The organism is Nocardiopsis sp. NPDC006938, from assembly GCF_042869555.1.
Classification (GTDB): Bacteria; Actinomycetota; Actinomycetes; order Streptosporangiales; family Streptosporangiaceae; genus Nocardiopsis.
Map to the genome: position 1 here is coordinate 63020 of NZ_JBIAGA010000013.1, position 19445 is coordinate 82464.

Genomic DNA, 19445 nt, shown 5'->3' on the forward strand with positions numbered 1-19445 from the left:
AATCCCCCAAGGAGCGGATATGCGAATTCTCGTCGCCCTCTACGCGGAGAAAACGGCTTTCCACAGCATGGCCCCGCTGGCCTGGGCCCTGCGCAACGCGGGCCACGAGGTGCGGGTCGCCAGCCAGCCGGAACTCACCGACACCGTCACCGGGACCGGCCTGACCTCCGTCCCCGTCGGCCGCGACCACAGCCTCTGGCGCGTCCTCGGCATGTTCGGGGTGGCCCGCGGCAACCCCGTGGTGCCCCTGGACACGGCCGTGCTGCCCGAGGAGGAGGTCAGCTGGGAGTACCTGCGCGACGGCTACGACAAGCTCGTCCCCTGGTGGTTCTCGATCGTCAACGACCCGATGGTGGACGACCTGGTCGCCGCCTGCCGCGCGTGGCGCCCCGACCTCGTGCTGTGGGACCCCCGCACCTTCGCCGCCCCCGTCGCCGCCACCGCCGTCGGAGCGGTCCACGCCCGCCTGACCTGGGGAATCGATGTCTACGGCAAGGTCAGGCAGAGGTTCCTCAAGCGGTGGGACGAACAGCCCGAGGCCGAGCGCCGCGACCCGCTCGCCGCGTGGATCGCCGGGCACGCCGAGGCGCACGGCCTCGGGTTCGACGAGGTCATGACCCACGGGCACTTCACCATCGACCAGCTGCCCGCCCCGCTCCGGCTCCGCGCCGACCTCGACTACATGGGCATGCGCTACGTGCCCCACAACGGTCCCGCGGTGGTCCCGCCCTGGCTGTGGGAGCGCCCCCGGCGCCCCCGCGTCTGCCTGACCCTGGGCACCAGCGCCACCGGGCGCTCCTACGGCAGGTCCGTGGACGTCGAGGACCTGGTGCGCTCCCTCGCCGAACTGGACGCGGAGATCGTCGCCACCGTCTCCGACCAGGAGCGCGAACGGATCGGGACCGTACCCGACAACGTCCGCCTGGAGACCTTCGTCCCGCTCCAGGCCCTGCTCCCGACCTGCTCGGCGGTGGTGCACCACGCGGGCTTCGGTTCGGTCTTCACCGCGCTGGCGGAGGGGGTGCCCCAGGTGCTCGTCCCCCAGCAGTTCGACGCGCGGGCCATCGGCCCCCGCGTCGCCGCCCAGGGCGCGGGCGTCCACGTGCCCAGCGACGAGGCCGACGGACCCCGGGTGCGCGACGCCGTGGCCCGTGTCCTGGCCGACCCCTCGTACCGCGAACGGGCCGGCGCCCTGCGGCGGGAGGCCGCCGGGCTCCCCGGCCCCCACGAGATCGTTCCCCGGATCGAATCGGCCGTGCGCGCCCTGCGTGGCTCCACGACGAACCCCGCGACCGGACCCGTTTTCCGGTGAACCCTTGACCGGACATTCCACGGCGCATAATTTCCCTGTTCGGGGGCCCCACAACCGAAGGGACACCCCCGGAGACCGGGCGACCGGAAACAGGAACCCCCCGAAAGAAAGCTGCTGAGAAATGGCCGACACCACGTCCTGCCGAATCTGTGAAGGAACCGTAGAGGAGTTCTTCGACTTCGGCCGACAGCCACTGTCGAACGCCTTTGTCAAGCCAGGAGAGGAGAAGGACGAGTTCTTCTTCCGCCTCGCCGTCGGCCTCTGCTCCGACTGCCGCATGGTCCAGCTGGTGGAGGAGGTCCCCCGCGAACGCATGTTCAACGAGGACTACCCCTACCTCTCCTCCGGCTCGGTCCTCATGAAGGCCCACTGGGAGGCGGTCGCCCAGCGCTTCGTCGACCGGGAGGACAACCGGGACGACCCCTTCGTGGTCGAGCTGGGCTGCAACGACGGCGTGATGCTGGAGACTGTCGCCAAGGCGGGCGTGCGCCACCTCGGGGTGGAACCCTCCGGCGGGGTCGCCGACCTCGCGGCGGGCAAGGGCGTGCTGGTGCGCAAGGACTTCTTCGAGGAGGACGTGGCCGCGTCGGTCCGCGCCGAGCACGGCCCCGCCGACGTGGTCTTCGCCGCCAACACCCTCTGCCACATCCCCTACATGGGCTCCATCCTGCGCGGCGTCCGCGACCTGCTCGCCCCCAAGGGCGTCTTCGTCTTCGAGGACCCCTACCTCGGCGACATCATGGCCAAGACCTCCTTCGACCAGATCTACGACGAGCACTTCTACTTCTTCGGCGCCCACTCGGTCCGGGCCATGGCCGCCCTGCACGGCCTGGAGCTGGTCGACGTCGAGCGCCTCCCGGTGCACGGCGGAGAGGTCCGGTACACGCTGGCCCTGGCCGGGGCCCTCACCCCCTCGGCGGCCGTCGCCGCTCTGCTGGCCGAGGAGGTGGAGGCCGGGCTCACCGACCTGGAGACCCTGCGCGGGTTCGGCGCCCGGGTCCAGCGGATCAGCGACGACCTGACCGCGCTCCTGACCGACCTGCGCGACCAGGGCAGGCGGGTGGTCGCCTACGGCGCCACCGCCAAGAGCGCCACCATCCTCAACTACAGCGGCATCGGCCCCGACCTCGTGGAGGCGGTCGTGGACACCACCCCCGCCAAGCAGGGCCGTCTCACCCCCGGCTCGCACATCCCGGTCGTCCCCGCCGAACGGTTCCAGGACCCCTACCCCGACTACGCGCTGCTCTTCGCCTGGAACCACGCGGAGGAGATCCGCGGCAAGGAGGAGGGGTTCCGCGCCTCGGGCGGCAGGTGGATCACCTACGTGCCCGAGGTGCGGGTGACCTCCGACTGAACCGTCAGGACAGGCACCACTCCAGGACCGCGACGGCGCTGTTGAACTTGTTCTGGGCCTGCTCGAAGGCGATGCTCGAAGGTCCGTCGAGGACACGGGCGGTCACCTCGTCCCCCCGGTGGGCGGGCAGGTCGTGCAGGAACAGCGCCTCGGGCCACCGGTCCATCAGAGCCGAGTCGACCGTGAACGGGACGAACAGGTCCCGCCAGGTCGGGTCGGCCTTGGTCGTTCCGGTGGTCTGCCAGCGGGTGGTGTAGACGGCGTCCACGTGCCCCGGGAGCTCCTCCATGTCGTGGCGCTCCACGACGGTGGACCCGTGGCGCTCCGCCAGGGCCAGGGACTCGGCCAGCACCACCGGGTCCAGGCCGTGGCCGGGCGGGGTGCGCAGCTCCAGCCGCACGCCCCGGAACAGCGGCAGAGCGCGGGCCAGGGCGACCGCGGTGTTGTTGCCCTCGCCCGCGTAGAGCAGGCTGAGCCCCTCCAACCCCCCGAAACGCGACAGCAGGGTGGTGAGGTCCGCGAGGGCCTGGGTGGGGTGCTCGTCGCTGTTCATCGCGTTGACCACCGCCATGCGCGGCTGGTCCGCGAGCGCCCGCAGCTCGTGGAAGGGGCCCACGGTACGCGCCACCAGCCCGTCGAGCATCCCGGAGAGCACCCGGGCGGTGTCCTCCACGGTCTCCCCGGTGTTGAGCTGGAGGTCGGCGGGGCCGTAGGAGACGACCTGCGCCCCCAGACGCATCGCCGCCGTGGTGAAGGACGTCCGGGTACGGGTGGAGGTCGCCCTGAAGTAGACGCCCACGATCCGGTCGGACAGGGGCCTGCCGCAGACACCGGGGTCTCGGGACACGCTCACACCACGGCGGGCGATCGCCTCGATCTCGGACACGGAGAGGTCGTTCAGGGACAGCAGGTGGCGGATCTCGGGCACGGGGGGCTCCAGGGTCGTGACGGGGCCGGGGACCGCCCCGGCCGGGATCGGCGCCGGGGGCGGTGCCCCCGGCGGGCGGTCCGGCGCCGTCGTGCGCGGCGCCGGACCGGTTGCGGGATCAGGGAGCGGCGATGGCGCCGTCCTCGGCGGCGGTACCGCCGAGCACCCGCTCCAGGGTGTCGGCGAGGGCCTCGGCGTGCGGGGGCCGCAGGACGCCCAGGTGGTCTCCGGGAACCCGGAGGACCCGGAGGTCTCCGGTCACCCGCTCGCGCCAGTGCCGCAGGTAGGCGGCGTAGTCCTGGCCCTCGATCGCCACGTGGCGCTCCTCGGCCAGTTCGTCGCCCACCAGCAGGTCCAGGTCGCCGTCGAAGGCGGTGAACCGGTAGTCCATGCGCGCCCGCAGGAGGCCGCGCCAGGCGGACAGCCGGGGCAGCCACTCCGGCCCCGCGTCCCGGTCCGTGACGGCGTGGCCGCCGTCGTCCTCCACCACCTCCCGCAGGATCGCGCCGAGTTCGGCGCGCAGGGAGTCTGCGTCCGGGGCACCCGTATCCGGGGCGTCCCGCTCCGGTCGAGGAGTCGAGACGTCGAGAAGTCGACAGATCTCCTCGCCGCGTGTGAGCAGCTCCAGCTCACGGGGCATCGAGAGGTAGCCCTCGTCGGAGACGCCCACCGGGTCGAGCAGGAGGAGACGTACCTCCTCGCCCTCGTCCCGCAGGGCGCGGGCCATCTCCCAGGCGATCGCCCCGCCGCCGCACCACCCCAGCAGCAGGTGCGGCCCCTCGGGACGCTCGGCCCGCATCGCCGCCAGGTAGCGGGCCGCGATCTCCGGCACGGACTCGCCGGAGGACCACTCGAAGGCGACCAGCTCGCGCCGCCCGGACAGTTCCTCGGCCAGGTGGCGGTACCAGTGCGCGCTGCCACCGCCGGGGTGGACGCAGTACAGCGGGGCGCCGGGTCCCTCGCCACCGAACCGGACCAGCGGGGACCGCTCGCGCGCCCCCCTGGACTCCGCGACGATGCGGGCGATGGTGCGGTGCTCCACGAAGTCCCGCAGCCCCAGGCCGACCCCGGTGCGCTCGCGCATGGCGGCGATGACCCGCATCATCAGCAGCGAATGGCCGCCCAGCTCGAAGAAGTCGTCGTCGGCGGACACCCGGTCGACCTCCAGGACCCGCTCCCACTCCCGCGCCAGCGCCTCCTCCAGCCGCCCTCGGGGGGCGACGAAGCGGTCGGACGCGGAGGCGGAGGCGGTGCCGGGGGCGGGCAGCGCCGCGCGGTCCACCTTGCCGTTGAGCGTGGTGGGGAACGCGGCCAGGTGCGTGAACAGGGACGGGACCATGTACTCCGGGAGCGTGCGGGCCGCGTGGGCGCGCAGTTCGGCGGTGGTCGCCTCCCCGCCCTCGGGGACGAGGTAGGCGACCAGGCGGGGGCTGCCGTCCGGCCCCGGGACCGGGTGCACCACGGCCGAACGCACCCGGGGGTGCGCGGCCAGGACGGCCTCGATCTCGCCGGTCTCGATGCGAAAGCCCCGGATCTTGACCTGGTGGTCGTCGCGCCCGAGGATCTCCACCCTGCCATCGGGGTGGCGTCGGCCCAGGTCGCCGGTGAGGTAGAGGCGGCCGCCCCCGCCCCACGGGTCGGGCACGAACCGCTCGGCGGTCAGCCCCGGACGCCCGGCGTAACCGTGGGCCAGACCGGCCCCGGCCACGCACACCTGGCCCACCGCGCCGTCCGGGACGGGGGAGAGGTCGCCGGACAGGACCAGCACCTCGTCACCGTCCACCGGCTCCCAGTCGAGTGGCTCGCCCGCCCGGCCGTGCCGGGTGACGGCCGACCACACGGTGCTCTCGGTGGGCCCGTACAGGTCCCACAGCTCCCCGGTGCGCCCGCCGATCGCGGCGGCCAGGGCCGGGTCGAGGCGTTCGCCGCCGCAGAGGGCCCGCAGGCCCTCGGGCAGCGGCTCCCCCGAGTCGACCAGGGTCCGCCACTGGGTGGGGGTGGCCTGGAGGACGGTGGCCCGCCCGGCCGTGAGCAGTGCGGACAGCGCCCCCGGGTCGGCGGCCTGCTCCTCGTCGGCGAGCAGGACCCGGCCACCGTGGACCAGCGGCCCGAAGAGCTCCAGCGCGGCGATGTCGAAGGACGGGGTGGTGACCGCCGCGAGGACGTCGTCCGGGCCGAGCCCGGGCCTGCGGCCCATCGCCCGCACCAGGGCCTCCAGCGACCCGTGCCCGACCACGACGCCCTTGGGCCGCCCCGTGGAACCGGAGGTGTGGATGACGTAGGCGACGTCGTCGGCGCCGACCCGCACCGGCGCGCCGCCGGGGCGGTCGCCCACCTCCTCGGGAAGGACCACCGCCCGGGACAGCGAACGGAACCGTTCGGCCAGCTCGGGAGCGGTGATGACGGCACGGGCGCCGGTGTCCTCCAGAATCCAGGAGATCCGGCCGTCCGGGTGCGCGGCGTCCAGCGGCGCGTAGCCCGCCCCCGCCGCCATGACCCCCAGCAGGGCGGCCACGAGCTCGGCGTCTCGGGGCAGGCACACCGCGACCAGGTCGCCCCGGCCCACCCCCAGCTCCCCGAGGTGGCGGGCCCACGCGAGGGCACGGCCCCACAGGGTCCCGTAGTCGGTGTCGCCGCCGACCGACGTGACCGCGACGGCGCCGGGGCGGCTCGCGGCCAGCGCGGCGACGGACTCCACCACGGACCGCGCGGCCGCCGCGCTCCGGGCTCCGCGCGCGGGCGCGGGCACCGGGCAGACGGCCGGGCCCCGCGGGTCGGCCACCACGGACTCCAGGGCCGATCGGTACAGGGCCGCCAGCTGCCGGAGCCGGTCGGGGGACACCCGCGCGGAGCGGGCGGTCAGCACGAGCGCGCCGGGCTCGGTGGTGACGTTGAGCGCGAACTCGTTGGGGCTGGCGTCGTGACCGGCGGCCGTGTCCACCGTCTCGCGGTCCAGGACGTGGAAGTCCAGGTAGTTGAAGACCACGTCCAACAGGCGCTCGGAGCCGCCGTGCTCGCGCTGGATGAGCGGGAGCGGGTAGCGGCGGTGCGGCCAGACCGCGACCTCCTCGGCGAACACGTCGGAGACCGCCGTGAGCCAGTCCGCCCCGGGCTCGAACGACACCAGGGGCACGGTGTTCAGGTACATGCCGCGCACGGTGTCACCGCCCTCGACCTCCGGTCGGCCGTTGCAGACCAGCCCGGTCAGGAAGGGGCCCTCACCGTGCACGGCCCGCCACACGGACAGGTGCGCGGCGAGCAGCACGCTCTTCAGGGACGCCCTGGCCGACAGCGCGACCTCGCGCAGGCCCTCCTCCAGGTCGGCGTAGGGGACGGTCACCTCGTCCTGGCGGGAGTCGTCGGGGTCCCCCCACAGCTCGGGCAGGTCGAGGCGCTCGGCGGCGCCCACCCTCCCCGCCCAGAACCCGCGTTGTCCGGGGTCGGCGGCGCTCAGCCGCTCCTCGGCGACGAAGTCCGCGAACCGGACCCCCGCCGCGACCGACCGGTCCGGGACGCCGCCGCCCCGGATCTCCCGGTAGCAGTCGAGCAGCTCGGTGAGGGTGGAGTTGTGGCTCCAACCGTCCAGGACCGCGTGGCACTCGGTCAGCGTGAGGTACCAGCGGGTGTCGCCGACGACGTGGGCGTGGAACCGGACCAGCGGTGGAACGGCCAGGTCGAAGGGGGTGGTCCGCTCGCGGTCGCCGAACGCGCGCACCAGGGGCACCCGCTCCGGTTCGTCGTGCCCCCGCAGGTCGGTCCAGCCCACGACCGCCTCGGCGCGCTCGTGCACCAGCTGGACCTGCTCGTCGAAGGAGGTGAGGTCGAACGAGGTGCGCAGGACCGGATGCCGGGCCACCACCGTCGCCGCCGCCTCCCGCAGCGCGTGCGGGTCGAAGCCGTCCTCGTCCCGCACCAGGTAGTCGGTCACGTTGTGGTACGGGTTCGCCTCGGAGTCGGCGACCATCTCGAACACCATGCCGGCCTGCGTCATGGACATCGGGTAGGCGTCGGCGGCCCCGAGCGGGACGCGGGCCCGGTCGTCCTCGGACAGCAGGGCGAACGGCGCGGTGCCCGTGACCTCCTCCCGCACGCCGCCGGAGCGGTGGGCGGCGGTCAGCTCCGCGACGCTCTGGTGCAGGAAGAGGTCGGGCACGGAGTAGTCGTGACCCGCCGCCGCGAGCGCCCCCGCGAGGCGCACCGCGCGGATGGAGTCGCCACCGAGCGCGAAGAAGTTGTCGTGGACCCCCACCTCCGGGACACCCAGGACCCGGGCCCAGACCTCGGCGACCGCCCGCTCCCCCGGAGTGCGCGGCGCCGCGTACTCCGTCTCCTGCGAGGCGCGGGAGAAGTCCGGGGAGGGCAGGGCCCGCTTGTCCACCTTGCCGTTGGCGGTCAGCGGCATGCGCTCCACCTCGACCACCACCGAAGGCACCATGTAGCCGGGCAGGACCCGGGCGGCGTGGGCCCGCACCGACGCGGACGTGGCCCCGCCCGGCTCCGGCTCGACGTACGCCGCCAGTCGGGGATCGCCGTCCCGGTCGTCGACCAGCACCACGGCCTCGGCGACACCGGGCGCGGAGGCCAGGCAGGCCCGGACCTCGCCCAGCTCGATCCGGAAGCCCCGGATCTTCACCTGGTCGTCGAAGCGTCCCAGGAACTCGATCTCGCCGTCGGCCAGCACCCGCGCCTTGTCGCCCGAGCGGTACATGCGCGCACCCGCCGGGCCGAAGGGGTCGGGCACGAACCGCTCGGCGGTGAGCGCCGGACGGTTCAGGTAACCGCGGGTCACCCCCGGCCCGCCCACGTGGATCTCGCCGGGCACCCCGACGGGCACGGGGTTCAGGGCCGGGTCGAGCACGTACAGGGCGAGGTCGTCCACCGGCGGTCCGACCGGGCTGCGCACCCCGTCCAGGTCACCCGGGGTCAGGGAGCGGTACGTGGTGTGGACGGTGGTCTCGGTGATCCCGTACATGTTGACCACGCGCACCCGGTCGCCGAACCGCCGCCACCAGGGGCGCAGCGACTCCACGTCCAGGGCCTCACCGGCCAGGACCACCGTGTGCAGGCGCAGCCGCGCCATCTCGGGGACGTCCCGTCCGGCCATCTCCACCAGGCCGCGGAAGGCCGTGGGGGTCTGGTTGAGCACGGTGACGCCCTCGTCGACCAGCAGGTCGAGCAGGTCGCGGGGGGAGCGTGTCACCTCCTGCGGGACCACGACGAGGCGGCCGCCGTGCAGCAGCGCGCCCCAGATCTCCCACACCGAGACGTCGAAGGCGAACGAGTGGAAGAGCGGCCACACGTCGCCCGCGTCGAAGCGGTACCGGTCGTCGGTCGAGGTCACGAGGCGGACCACGTTGCCGTGGGTGACCTCGACCCCCTTGGGGCGGCCCGTCGATCCGGAGGTGTAGATGACGTAGGCGCGGTCCCCCGGGTCGGAGTCCACCCTGGGCGCGGTCCGGGGCAGGGACGCGAGGACGCCCTCCTCGTGCGGGGAGTCCAGGACCACGACACGGGGATCGCCTCCGGCGGTGTCCAGGGAGTCGGCCAGCGCCTTCTCCGTGAGCACCACGCGCACCCCCGAGTCGCGCACCATGTAGGCGACGCGATCCGCCGGGTGCACCGGGTCCAGCGGCAGGTACCCGGCACCGGCCTTGAGCACTCCGAGCAGGGCGGGGACGAGATCCGCGCCACGGTTCAGGTGCACGCCGACCAGGTCCTCCCGCCCCACGCCCTCGCCGAGGAGGCGCCGGGCGATCCGGTTGGCCCGGCTGTCGAGCTCGGCGTAGGTGAGGTGGGCGCCGTTCGCGGTGAGGGCCACGGCGTCGGGCGTGAGGGCGGCACGGGCCGCGAAGCGCTCGTGCAGGACGGGCGCGTCCGGAGCCCACGCGCGCGGCCGGTGCAGCACGGCGTCCCGCTCGTCGTCGCCGAGCAGGCCGACCAGGCCCACCGGGGTCCCGGGGTCGGCCGCGACGTTCTCCAGGAACCGCACCAGGTGGGCGGCCATGCGCTCCACCGTGGCCGTGTCGAAGAGGGCGTGCGGGAACGTGACCGTGCCCGTGTACGACCCGTCCGTACCCCGCTCCAGGGCCCAGTTGAGGTCGAGCTTGGCGGCCGAGGACGGGACCGCGACCTCCTCGCCGACCAGTGGCCCGGACCGGAACCGGGCGGGCTCCCCGGTCCCCATCACGAACCCCACCTGGTAGAGGGGGTTGCGGGCCAGGTCGCGGTCGGTCACCAGCGCGGTGACGACCCGTTCGAAGGGCACCTCCTGGTGGTCGAAGGCGTCCAGGGCGGTGTCGCGGGTGCGCTCCAGCAGTCCCGCGAAGGACGGGTTGCCGGACAGGTCGGCGCGCAGCGCCAGCATGTTGATGAAGACGCCCACCACGGGTTCCAGCTCGGCGCGCGTGCGCCCCGCCACCGGGGTGCCCACGGCGAAGTCCGCCTGCCCGGAGTAGCGGCCCATCACCGCCTGGAGGGCGGCCAGATAGACCATGAACGGGGTCGCGCCGTGCTCGCGCCCGAGGGCGGCGAGGGTGTCGGCCAGGTCGGCGGGGACCTCGAAGCCGACCGTGGCGCCGTCGGGCTCCCACACCGCGGGACGGCCGCGGTCGGTGGGCAGTTCCAGGGCGGGGAGCCCCGCCAGGCGTTCGCGCCAGTGTTCGGTGCCCGCCCGCGCGCGCTCCTCGAAGGCCTCCGAACGCTGCCAGTGCGCGTAGTCCGCGTACTGGAGCGCCGGGGCGGGGGCGTCCGCGCCGCCGTCGGCGTAGCGCTCGGCGAGGTCCTCCACCAGCAGGCCCACCGACCAGCCGTCGACGGCGACGTGGTGCAGGACCAGCACCAGCAGGTGCTCCTCATCGCCCAACCGCACCAGGCGGGCGCGCCACACCGGGCCGGACTCCAGGTCGAAGGGCTGGCGGAGGTCGAGGCGGACGAGGTCGTCCGCGTAACGGCGGGCGCGCTCCGGCGGCAGGGCGCCCATGTCGTCGAAGGCCACGGGCACGCGGGAGGGCGGGTCGACGACCTGCGTCGGCCGGTTGTCGTCGTCGGTCCCGTAGCGGGTGCGCAGCACCTCGTGCCGCTCCGCGAGCCGGTTCAGCGACGCGGCCAGGCGCTCCCGGTCCAGCGGGCCCCGCAACCGCAGGACCACGGGCACCTGGTAGTCCACGCCCCCGGGGCGCAGGCGGTCCAGGACCCACATGCGCTCCTGGGAGAACGACAGCGGCAGGGAGCGGTCCCGGGGGACGGGCACGACCCCCTCCGGAGCGGACGCCCCGTTGCGGCGGGAGAGGCGGTCCAGCAGCAGCGCCGCCCCACGCCCGGGGTTCTCGGTTCTCGTGAGCATCGCGCAATCACCTAGGGCTCTCGTCGTCGGAGGGTTCGGAGTCGGCCAGCCGGATCAGGGCGGCCGCCTGGTCCGCGATCGTGGTGGCGTCGAAGAGGAGGCTCAGGGGGACCTCCAGTCCGGTGAGGTCGCGCAGGCGCACCATCACCCGGGTGGCGAGGATCGAGTGCCCGCCCAGCAGGAAGAAGTCGTCCAGCACGCCGCACGCGCGGCCCAGGACCTCCTCCCACACCTGCGCCACGGCGCGCTCGATCTCGTCCCGGGGCGCGACGTACGCGGTGTCGGGCACCAGCTCGGCGGGGTCGGGCACGGGCAGGGCCCTGCGGTCGACCTTCTTGCTCGGGGTCAGGGGCATCGCGTCGAGCACGGTCCACAGGCCGGGGACCATGTAGTCGGGCAGCCGGTCGGCCAGGTGGCGGCGGAGTTCGGCGACCGACGCGGGGGAGTCCCCGTGCACCACGTGGCCGACCAGTCGGCGTTCACCTCCCACGACGGGGGCGGTGACGGCCGCGGCCCGCACACCGGGGTGCGCGGCCAGGACCGCCTCGACCTCGCCGAGCTCGATCCGAAACCCCCGCACCTTGACCTGGGTGTCGATCCGGCCGAGGAACTCCACGACCCCGTCCGCGCGGTAGCGGGCCAGGTCTCCGGTCCGGTAGAGACGGCTCCCCGGCGGCCCGTACGGGTCGGGCACGAACCGCTCGGCGGTGGTCGCGGGGCGGCCCAGGTAGCCCCGGGCCAGCCGGTCGCCGCCCACGCAGAGCTCGCCGGGCACGCCCACGGGCGCGGGGCGCGCCAACGGGTCGAGCACGTACGTGCGGGTCCCCGGGATGGGCCTCCCCACGGGGAGCGCGGACTCCGGCCGGGCCCGCGTCTGGCCCTCCAACGCGTGGGTCATGCAGGTGACCGTGGCCTCGGTGGGCCCGTAGGTGGGCAGGAACCGGCCCGGCAGGTCCGCGTCCCGCCAGATCCGGGCGTCGTCGGCGGTGACCACGTCACTGCTCACCACGACCAGCCGCAGGTGGTCCAGGCGCGGGTCGCGTACGCCGACGTGCGTCATCATCTCCCGGTAGTAGGCGGGGGTGATCTCCATGTGGGTGACCCGGTGCCGTCCGAGGAAGCCGGGGAGTTCCTCCGGGGGAGTGAACCCCGGGGGGCTGACCACGACCGAGGCCCCCAGCAGCAGCGGCGCGGCGATCTGGTCCATGGACACGTCGAAGGTGAGCGCGGAGAGCAGCACCACCCGGTCGCCGGGGCGGATGTCGTAGGCGTCCGCGACCGTTCGGCAGTGGTGCGCGTACGCCCGGTGGTCGATCATCACCCCCTTGGGGCGGCCGGTGGAGCCCGAGGTGTAGATAGCGTAGGCAAGGCGGTCGGGGTCGGAGTGCCCGCGCACGGGGCGGGCGGGCGCGGGCACGCGGGGCGCGGAAACGGGGTCCGCGGAGTCGGGGCCGGTGGGTGCGGCGGTTCCGCCTTCGGCGGTCAGGCGCACCACGGGTACGTCCAGACCGGCCAGGCGGTGCGCGAGGGAGTCGTGCGCGACCACGGCGGCCGCACCGAGGTCGCCCAGCATGAACGCGGTGCGCTCGACCGGGTGGGCGGTGTCGAGCGGGACGTACACGCCCCCGGCCGCCAGCACCGCGAACAGCACCACCACGGCGTCGGGCGAGCGGTCGAGGTAGACGCCCACCGGGGCCTCGGGGGTCACGCCCTCGCGCACCAGCCGGTCGGCGAGCGCGTCGGAACGGGCGAGCAGCCCGCCGTAGGTGAGGCGTCCCCCGTCCCACTCCACGGCGACCCGCTCCGGAGTGCGTTCCGCCTGGGCGCGGAAGGCCTCGTGCACGGTCTCGGCCGGGGTGTGGGCGACCTCCCCGGACCACGGGCCGAGCGCGAGGTCCCGCTCCCTGGCGCCGAGCATGTCGAGCTCGGCCAGGCGCGCGCCCGGGTCGGCGGCCGCGCTGCGAGCCAGGCGGACGAACTGCCGCCCCAGCCCGAGCACGGTGGCCTCGTCGAAGAGCGCCGTGGCGTACTCGATCCGTACCCGGTAGCCACCCCCGGTTTCGGCGGACAGGCCCAGGGTGAGGTCGAACTTGGCGGTCACGCGGTCGGTGCGGACCCGGCGCACGGACAGGCCCGGGAGGTCGGGCGCGCCGTCCCAGGGCCGTTCGGTCAGCTCGAACATGATGTCGAAGAGCGGGTTCCGCGACTGGTCCCGCTCGGGCGCGAGCTCCTCGACGAGGCGCTCGAAGGCCAGCCCGGCGTGGTCGTAGGCGTCCAACGCCGTGCCGCGCACCCGGCGCAGGAGTTCTCCGAACGTCCCGCCGCCCGCCGACGCGCCGGTGTCCACCCGCAGCACGAGGGTGTTGACCAGCAACCCCACGAGGTCGTCGGTGCGGGAGTCGCCCCGTCCGGCCACCGGGGTGCCCACCGCCACGTCGTCCTCGCCCGTGTGGCGGGAGAGCAGCACCGTGAAGAGCGCCAGGTAGGTCATGAACGGGGTGGCCCCGTGGGACCGGCCGAGGGCGTCCACCGCCTCGGCGGTCTCCCGGGGCAGGACGAGCTCCACGGCCGCGCCCCCGGTGTCCCGCTGCCGGGGTCGCGGACGGTCGGTGACCAGCTCCGAGGGGCGCAGCCCCGCCAGCCGCTCCGTCCAGTACGCGAGGTCGTGCCGGGCGTCCCCGCCCCGGGCGCGGCGCACCTCCCGGACGGCGTGCGCGGCCGGATCGGTCGCCGGGGTCGGCAGGTCGGGGGCCCTCCCCTCCCTGCGGGCCGTGTAGGCGGCGGCCAGGTCGCGTGCCAGAACCTCCTCCGACCAGGCGTCGAAGGCGATGTGGTGCACGACCAGCACGAGCGCGTGGCGGTCCTCCGCCAGACGCAGCAGGCGCGGCCGCACCGGGGGCGCGGCGGCGAGGTCGAATCCGGTCGCGGCCAGCTCGGAGAGCTCCTCCGCGAGCGGGCGCCCGGTGTCGGCCACCGGCAGCCGGAACGGGGCCGGGGGTTCGACGACCTGGTGGGGGACTCCGTCGGCACCGGTGGGGTAGCGGGTGCGCAGCGCCGGATGGCGCTCCACCACGTCGCCCAGGGCCCGCTCCAGGGCGCGGACGTCGAGGCCGCCCCCGATCTCCAGCGCCCACGTGATGGTGTACTCGGCCGTCCCCGGGCGCAGGGTGTCCAGGAACCACATGCGCTCCTGGGCGGGGGAGAGCGGCACCGGGCCCTCCGCCACGGGTTCGGGGGCGTCGACGGCGGCGCCAGCGGTGTCGGCGGTGTCGGCGGGACCGTGACCGGCCCCCGCCGCCCCGGCCTCCTCCAGCGCGCGGGCGAGGGCGGCGACGGTGCGGGCCTCGAACAGGGCCCGCACCGGTACCCGCGCGCCCAGCTCGGCGCCGAGCGCCCCGGTGACCCGGGTGGCCAGCAGGGAGTGCCCGCCCAGATCGAAGAAGTCGTCCTCCGCGCCCACCGCGTCCCGCTCCAGGACCCGGCACCAGACCCGGGCGACCACCCGCTCCATCGGGGTGCGGGGCTCCCGGGACCCACCGTCCGGGGAGGCGCCGCCGGGGTCGGGCAGCGCGGCCCGGTCCACCTTCCCACTGGTGGTGACGGGCAGGGCCGTCATCGGCACGTACAGCGAGGGGCGCCAGGGCCCGGGCAGGCGGTCGGCGGCCAGCGCGCGCAGCGACGCCTCGTCCAGCCGCTCCCGCGACGGCACGGCGTAGGCCAGCAGGCGGGTCTGGCCGTCCGGGCCCGGGCGGGCGGTCACGGCCACCGCGGACACCCCGGGGTGCTCCCGCAGCACGGCCTCCACCTCCCCGGGCTCGACCCGCACGCCCCGGATCTTCACCTGGTCGTCGGCGCGGCCCAGGAACTCCAGCTCTCCGCTCGGGGCGTGGCGGACGACGTCGCCGGTCCGGTAGAGGCGTCCGCCGGGCGGGCCGTGGGGGTCGGGGACGAAGCGCTCGGCGGTCTGCGCCGGACGGCCGGCGTAACCGTGCGCGAGACCCTCGCCCGCGACGTACAGCTCTCCGGGGACGCCCGGCGCGACCGGCAGCCCGTCCGGTCCGAGGACCAGCACGGTCGTGTTGTCCAGGGGGCGGCCGATCGGGACGGTGCCCGCGCCGTCGCGGCCGTCGCGGCCGTCGTCGGAACGTTCGCGGACGTGGAAGGTGACGTCGATGGAGCACTCCGTGGGCCCGTACGTGTTCACCACCCGGGCACCGCCCGCGTCGGCCAGGCGGTCGGCCAGCCGGACGGGCAGTGGCTCCCCCGCGGAGAATACAAGCCGTAGGTCGTCGGCGCGGCCCAGGTCGGGTTCCTCCGCGAGCAGGCGCAGGAACGACGGGACCCCCTGGAGGAGGGTGATCCGTTCCCGCACCAGGAGCCCCGCGACCAGCGCCGGGTCCGCCTCCGCGCCGTGCTCGGCCAGGACGACGGTGCCTCCCGCGACGAGCGGCGCCATCACCTCCCAGGCCATGGCGTCGAAGGTGGCGGTGGTCTTCTGGAGGAAGCGGTCGCCGGGGCCGATCCCGAAACGGTCCACCGCCCACAGGACCCGGTTGCGGATACCCCGGTGCGGGACGACGACCCCCTTGGGCCGCCCCGTCGAACCGGACGTGTGGACCACGTACGCGGGGGCGTCGGGGTCGGTCGCGACCGGGGCCGCCGCCACGGGCGCGCACTCCTCGCGGTCCAGGAACAGCAGCGGCCCCCCGGGCAGCCCGTCGGCCGCGCCGGTCTCGGTGACGGTCAGGCGGGCACCGGCGTCCGCCGTGACGAACGCCAGCCGTTCGGCGGGGTGCTCGGGGTCCAGGGGCAGGTAGGCGGCGCCCGCCCGCAGAACGCCCAGCATCCCGGTCACGAGAGCGGGGCCCCGTCGCACGCACAGGCCCACCACGTCACCCGGCCGCACGCCCCGGCGCACCAGCGCGCGGGCCACACCGTTGGCGGCCCCGTCGACCTCGGCGTAGGTCAGCGGCGCGCCGACCCCTCTGACGGCGACCGCCCCGGGGGTGCGGGCCGCCTGTTCGGCGACCAGCTCGGGCACCCCGGCGTCCGGACGGGGTCGTACCGGCCCGGAGGCCAGGTCGACCAGGGCGGCGCGCTCTCCGGGCGCCATGACCTCCAGCCGTCCCACCGGGAGCGCGGGGTCCTCGGCGGCACCCTCCAGGAGGCGCACGTAGTGGTCGGCCAGGGTGCGGACCGTGGCCCTGTCGAACAACGCGGTGGCGTAGGACAGGTGCCCGCGCAGCGAACCGTCCGGGGCCGGGACCAGCTCCAGGGTGAGGTCGAACCGGGCGGACCGGGCGTCCACCTCCTCGGGGACGACCTCCAGGCCGGGCAGGGCGAAGCGCTCCGCCCCGGCGGGCTGGAAGGCGAACATGACCTGGAAGAGCGGTGTGCGGGCGAGGTCGCGCTCGGGGGCGACCGCCTCCACCAGCCGGTCGAACGGCACCCCGTCGCGGCCGTGGGCCAGCGCGGACTCCCGCGCGACCCGGTCCACCAGCTCGCCGAAGCCGGACGAGGCCGACACCGGCGTGCGCAGGACTGCGGTGTCGGCGAAGAACCCCACCACGTCCTCGCTGCCGGGGGCCGAGCGCCCCGACACCGGAACGCCGACGCACAGGTCGGTGCCCCCGGTACGGCGGTGGGTGAGCGCCAGCCACCCCGCGAGGTGCACCGCGAACGGGGTCGCGCCCCGGGCCGCGCCCAGGTCGGACAGGCGTCGGACCAGGTCGGCGGGGACGGTGAAGCGGTGGGAGGCGCCCGCGGTGTCGCGGACCGCGCTCCGGGGGCGGTCGGTGGGGAGTTCGACGACGGGGGCGCCGGAGAGGTGGTTCCGCCAGGCCTCGAGCTCCTCCTCGAACCGCGGTCCGGCCAGGCGATCGCGCTGCCAGCGCGCGTAATCGGAGTAGCGCACCTGCGGCGGAGCGGGCTCGCCCTCCCCGGCCGGGGCCGCGTAGGCCCGAGCCAGTTCGTCGGCGATCAGCCCGGTCGACCACCCGTCCGTGGCGATGTGGTGGATCACGAGCACGAGCACGTGGCGTTCGGGCTCGGTCCTGACCAACCGGACCCGCAGGACGGGTCCATGTTCGAGGTCGACGGGCCGGGACAGCTCCTCGTCCACGACCGTCCCGGGGTCGGCCCGCTCGGCCTCGACCACGAGGGGCGCGGGCGGGTCCACGACCGCGACCGGATCGCCCGCGTCGTCGGTGCGGTAGCGGGTGCGCAGCGCCTCGTGCCGTCGGACGAGCCGGGTGAGGGCGCGGTCCAGGGCGTCGGTGTCGAGCCGCCCGCGCAGCCGCAGCACCACCGGGACCAGGTACTCGGTCCGCCCCGGGTGCAGCTGGTCGAGGAACCACAGGCCGCGTTGGGCGGCCGAGAGCGGGGCCGGACCGTTCTCCGCCGAGCGCACCAGGGGCGCGGCCGACCGCCGCCCCGCGCGTGCGCGTTCGTCGAGCAACGCGGCCAGGGCGGCGACGGTGCGGGACGTCAGGACGTCTCCGGCCGTGACGGCGGTCCCGGTCGCCTCCGTCAGGCGACGGGCGACGCGGGCCGCGAGCAGGGAGTGGCCGCCGAGCGCGACGAAGTCGTCGTGGCGGCCGACCGCGTCCAGGCGCAGGGCGTCGCGCCACGCGTCGGCGGCCCGTTCCTCAGACGGTCCGCGCGGGGGTTCGGAGCCACGCGCCAGGGGCGAGGGCTCGGGCAGGGCGGAGCGGTCCACCTTCCCGTTGGCCAGGAGCGGGAGGGCGGGGCCGACCGTCCACAGGCTCGGGACGCAGGCCTCGGGCAGACGCCGGGCCAGGTGCGCCCGGACCCGACCCGGGTCGGTCCCGGTCTCGGCCGCCAGGTGCAGGGCCAGGCGGGTGCGCCCGTCGCGCACGACCGCGACGGCGGCGGCCGCCCGGACCCCGGGGACCTCGCGCGCGGCCTGCTCCACCTCGGCCGGTTCGATCCGGTGGCCGTCCACCTTGACCTGGCGGTCCGCCCGGTGCAGGAACTCCATCACGCCGTCGGCGCGGCGGCGCACCACGTCGCCCGTCCGGTACATCCGCGTCCCGGGCGGACCGAACGGGTCCGGAACGAACCTCTCGGCGGTCAGGGCCGGCGCCGCCAGGTAGCCCCGGGCCACACCGGGGCCGGACACGTACAGCTCTCCGGCGGCCCCGTCTGCCACCGGCGCCAACCGGGCGTCGAGCACCCGCGCCAGCGCTCCCGCGATCGGCAGCCCCACCGGGACGTTCCCGGCGGCGAGGTCCCCGGCGCGGGCCACGTGGGCGCAGCACGCGACCGTGGTCTCGGTGGGCCCGTAACTGTTCACCACCAGGGTCTCGGGAGCCAGCTCCGCCCACGCGCGCAACTGTTCGGCGCGCAGCTGTTCACCGCCCACCACCAGCACCCGCGCGGCCGAGGCCAGGCCCGGGCCGGGGACGGTCTCCACGAGCGCGTCCAGGTGGGTCGGGGTCAGCTTGAGCAGGCCGTACGGGGTGTCACCGAGGACGTCGGCGAGCGGCTCCACACCCGCGCCGTCCACCACGGTCACCGCCCCGCCCGCGGCCAGCACCGGGTAGAGCGAGGTCAGGGCCAGGTCGAAGGCCACCGAGGTGTGCAGCACCGAACCGGCGGCGAGCTGGGGACCCAGTTCCCGCAGCGCCCACTCCGTGTACGCGGCCAGCCCCCGGTGCGGAACCATCACCCCCTTGGGAAGCCCGGTCGACCCGGACGTGTAGATCACGTACGCGAGCTCGTCCGGGTCCACCGGCACCCGCACCGGCGCGACCGAGCGCGCGGCACCGGCCGCCCGCTCGGCGGGGTCGTCCAGGAGCAGGACGGGCACGTCGGCGCGGACCGCCGTGCCCGCCTCGGCGACCAGCAGCCCCGCCCCCGACTCCCGCAGCGCCCGCTCGGCCCTGCCGACCGGGTGGCGGGGGTCCAGCGGGAGGTACGCCGCCCCGGCGCGGAGCACCGCGAGCAGGCAGATCACCAGCTCCGGGGAGCGGGGGAGCCGAACCGCGACCAGGGAGCCCCGGCCCACCCCCCGGCCGATCAGGCCACGGGCGAGCCGGTTCACCGCGGACTCCAGGTCCCGGTAGGTGAGCGCGGTCCGGCCGCCGCGCACGGCCACCGCGTCGGGGTCGGTCTCCGCCCGGGCGGAGACCAGCTCCTGGACGAGGACGGGGGCGTGCGCGGGGTCCGGCCCGACGGCCGGGTCCGCGCCACCTCGCTGGGGTACGGGGGACTGGTGGTTCATGGGACCTCTACCTGGATTGTGTGGTCCTCCCGGCCGCCGCTCTCAGGCGCGGCCGGGGGCCATCCGTTCACGAAGACTGCGGGGACGCATGTCGGTCCAGACCCGTTCGATGTGGTCGAGGCACTCCTGCCGGGTGCCGCGCGTGCCCTCCCGCGTCCACCCCTCGGGCGGCTCCCGGTCGGCGGGCCACAGCGAGTACTGCTCCTCGTGGTTGAGGACGACGTCGAACTCCTCGTTCGGGAACACGGGGCTCCTCCTTGGTTC

General features: G+C 75.2%; 6 protein-coding genes. 2 read left to right on the plus strand and 4 right to left on the minus strand.

Annotation, left to right across the window (positions count from 1 at the left end):
* Positions 1 to 19: 19 nt before the first annotated feature.
* Together ACFYL4_RS19470 and ACFYL4_RS19475 are read left to right on the plus strand one after the other, a co-directional pair.
* Positions 20 to 1312 carry an activator-dependent family glycosyltransferase gene (locus tag ACFYL4_RS19470; protein WP_387519728.1) on the plus strand — a complete coding sequence of 431 codons (1293 nt, stop codon included), beginning with the start codon at positions 20 to 22 and terminating at the stop codon, positions 1310 to 1312.
* 121 nt (positions 1313 to 1433) lie between these two features.
* A complete protein-coding gene (locus ACFYL4_RS19475) occupies positions 1434 to 2666 on the plus strand; it encodes a methyltransferase domain-containing protein (protein WP_387519730.1) in 1233 nt (410 codons plus the stop codon).
* 4 nt (positions 2667 to 2670) lie between these two features.
* On the opposite strand, the gene ACFYL4_RS19480 is transcribed toward ACFYL4_RS19475, so the two are convergent.
* From ACFYL4_RS19480 to ACFYL4_RS19495, 4 genes are all read right to left on the minus strand, one after another.
* Positions 2671 to 3594 (minus strand): ornithine carbamoyltransferase, encoded by a 924-nt coding sequence (locus tag ACFYL4_RS19480; protein WP_387519732.1) that lies wholly within the window; start codon positions 3592 to 3594, stop codon positions 2671 to 2673.
* Between the two features lie 118 nt (positions 3595 to 3712).
* Positions 3713 to 10936 (minus strand): amino acid adenylation domain-containing protein, encoded by a 7224-nt coding sequence (locus tag ACFYL4_RS19485; protein ID WP_387519734.1) that lies wholly within the window; start codon positions 10934 to 10936, stop codon positions 3713 to 3715.
* Between the two features lie 7 nt (positions 10937 to 10943).
* Positions 10944 to 19181 carry an amino acid adenylation domain-containing protein gene (locus ACFYL4_RS19490; RefSeq protein ID WP_387519736.1) on the minus strand — a complete coding sequence of 2746 codons (8238 nt, stop codon included), beginning with the start codon at positions 19179 to 19181 and terminating at the stop codon, positions 10944 to 10946.
* A gap of 42 nt (positions 19182 to 19223) precedes the next feature.
* Positions 19224 to 19427, minus strand: coding sequence for an MbtH family NRPS accessory protein (locus ACFYL4_RS19495; protein ID WP_357768160.1), 204 nt, complete (start codon positions 19425 to 19427; stop codon positions 19224 to 19226).
* Positions 19428 to 19445 lie beyond the last annotated feature (18 nt).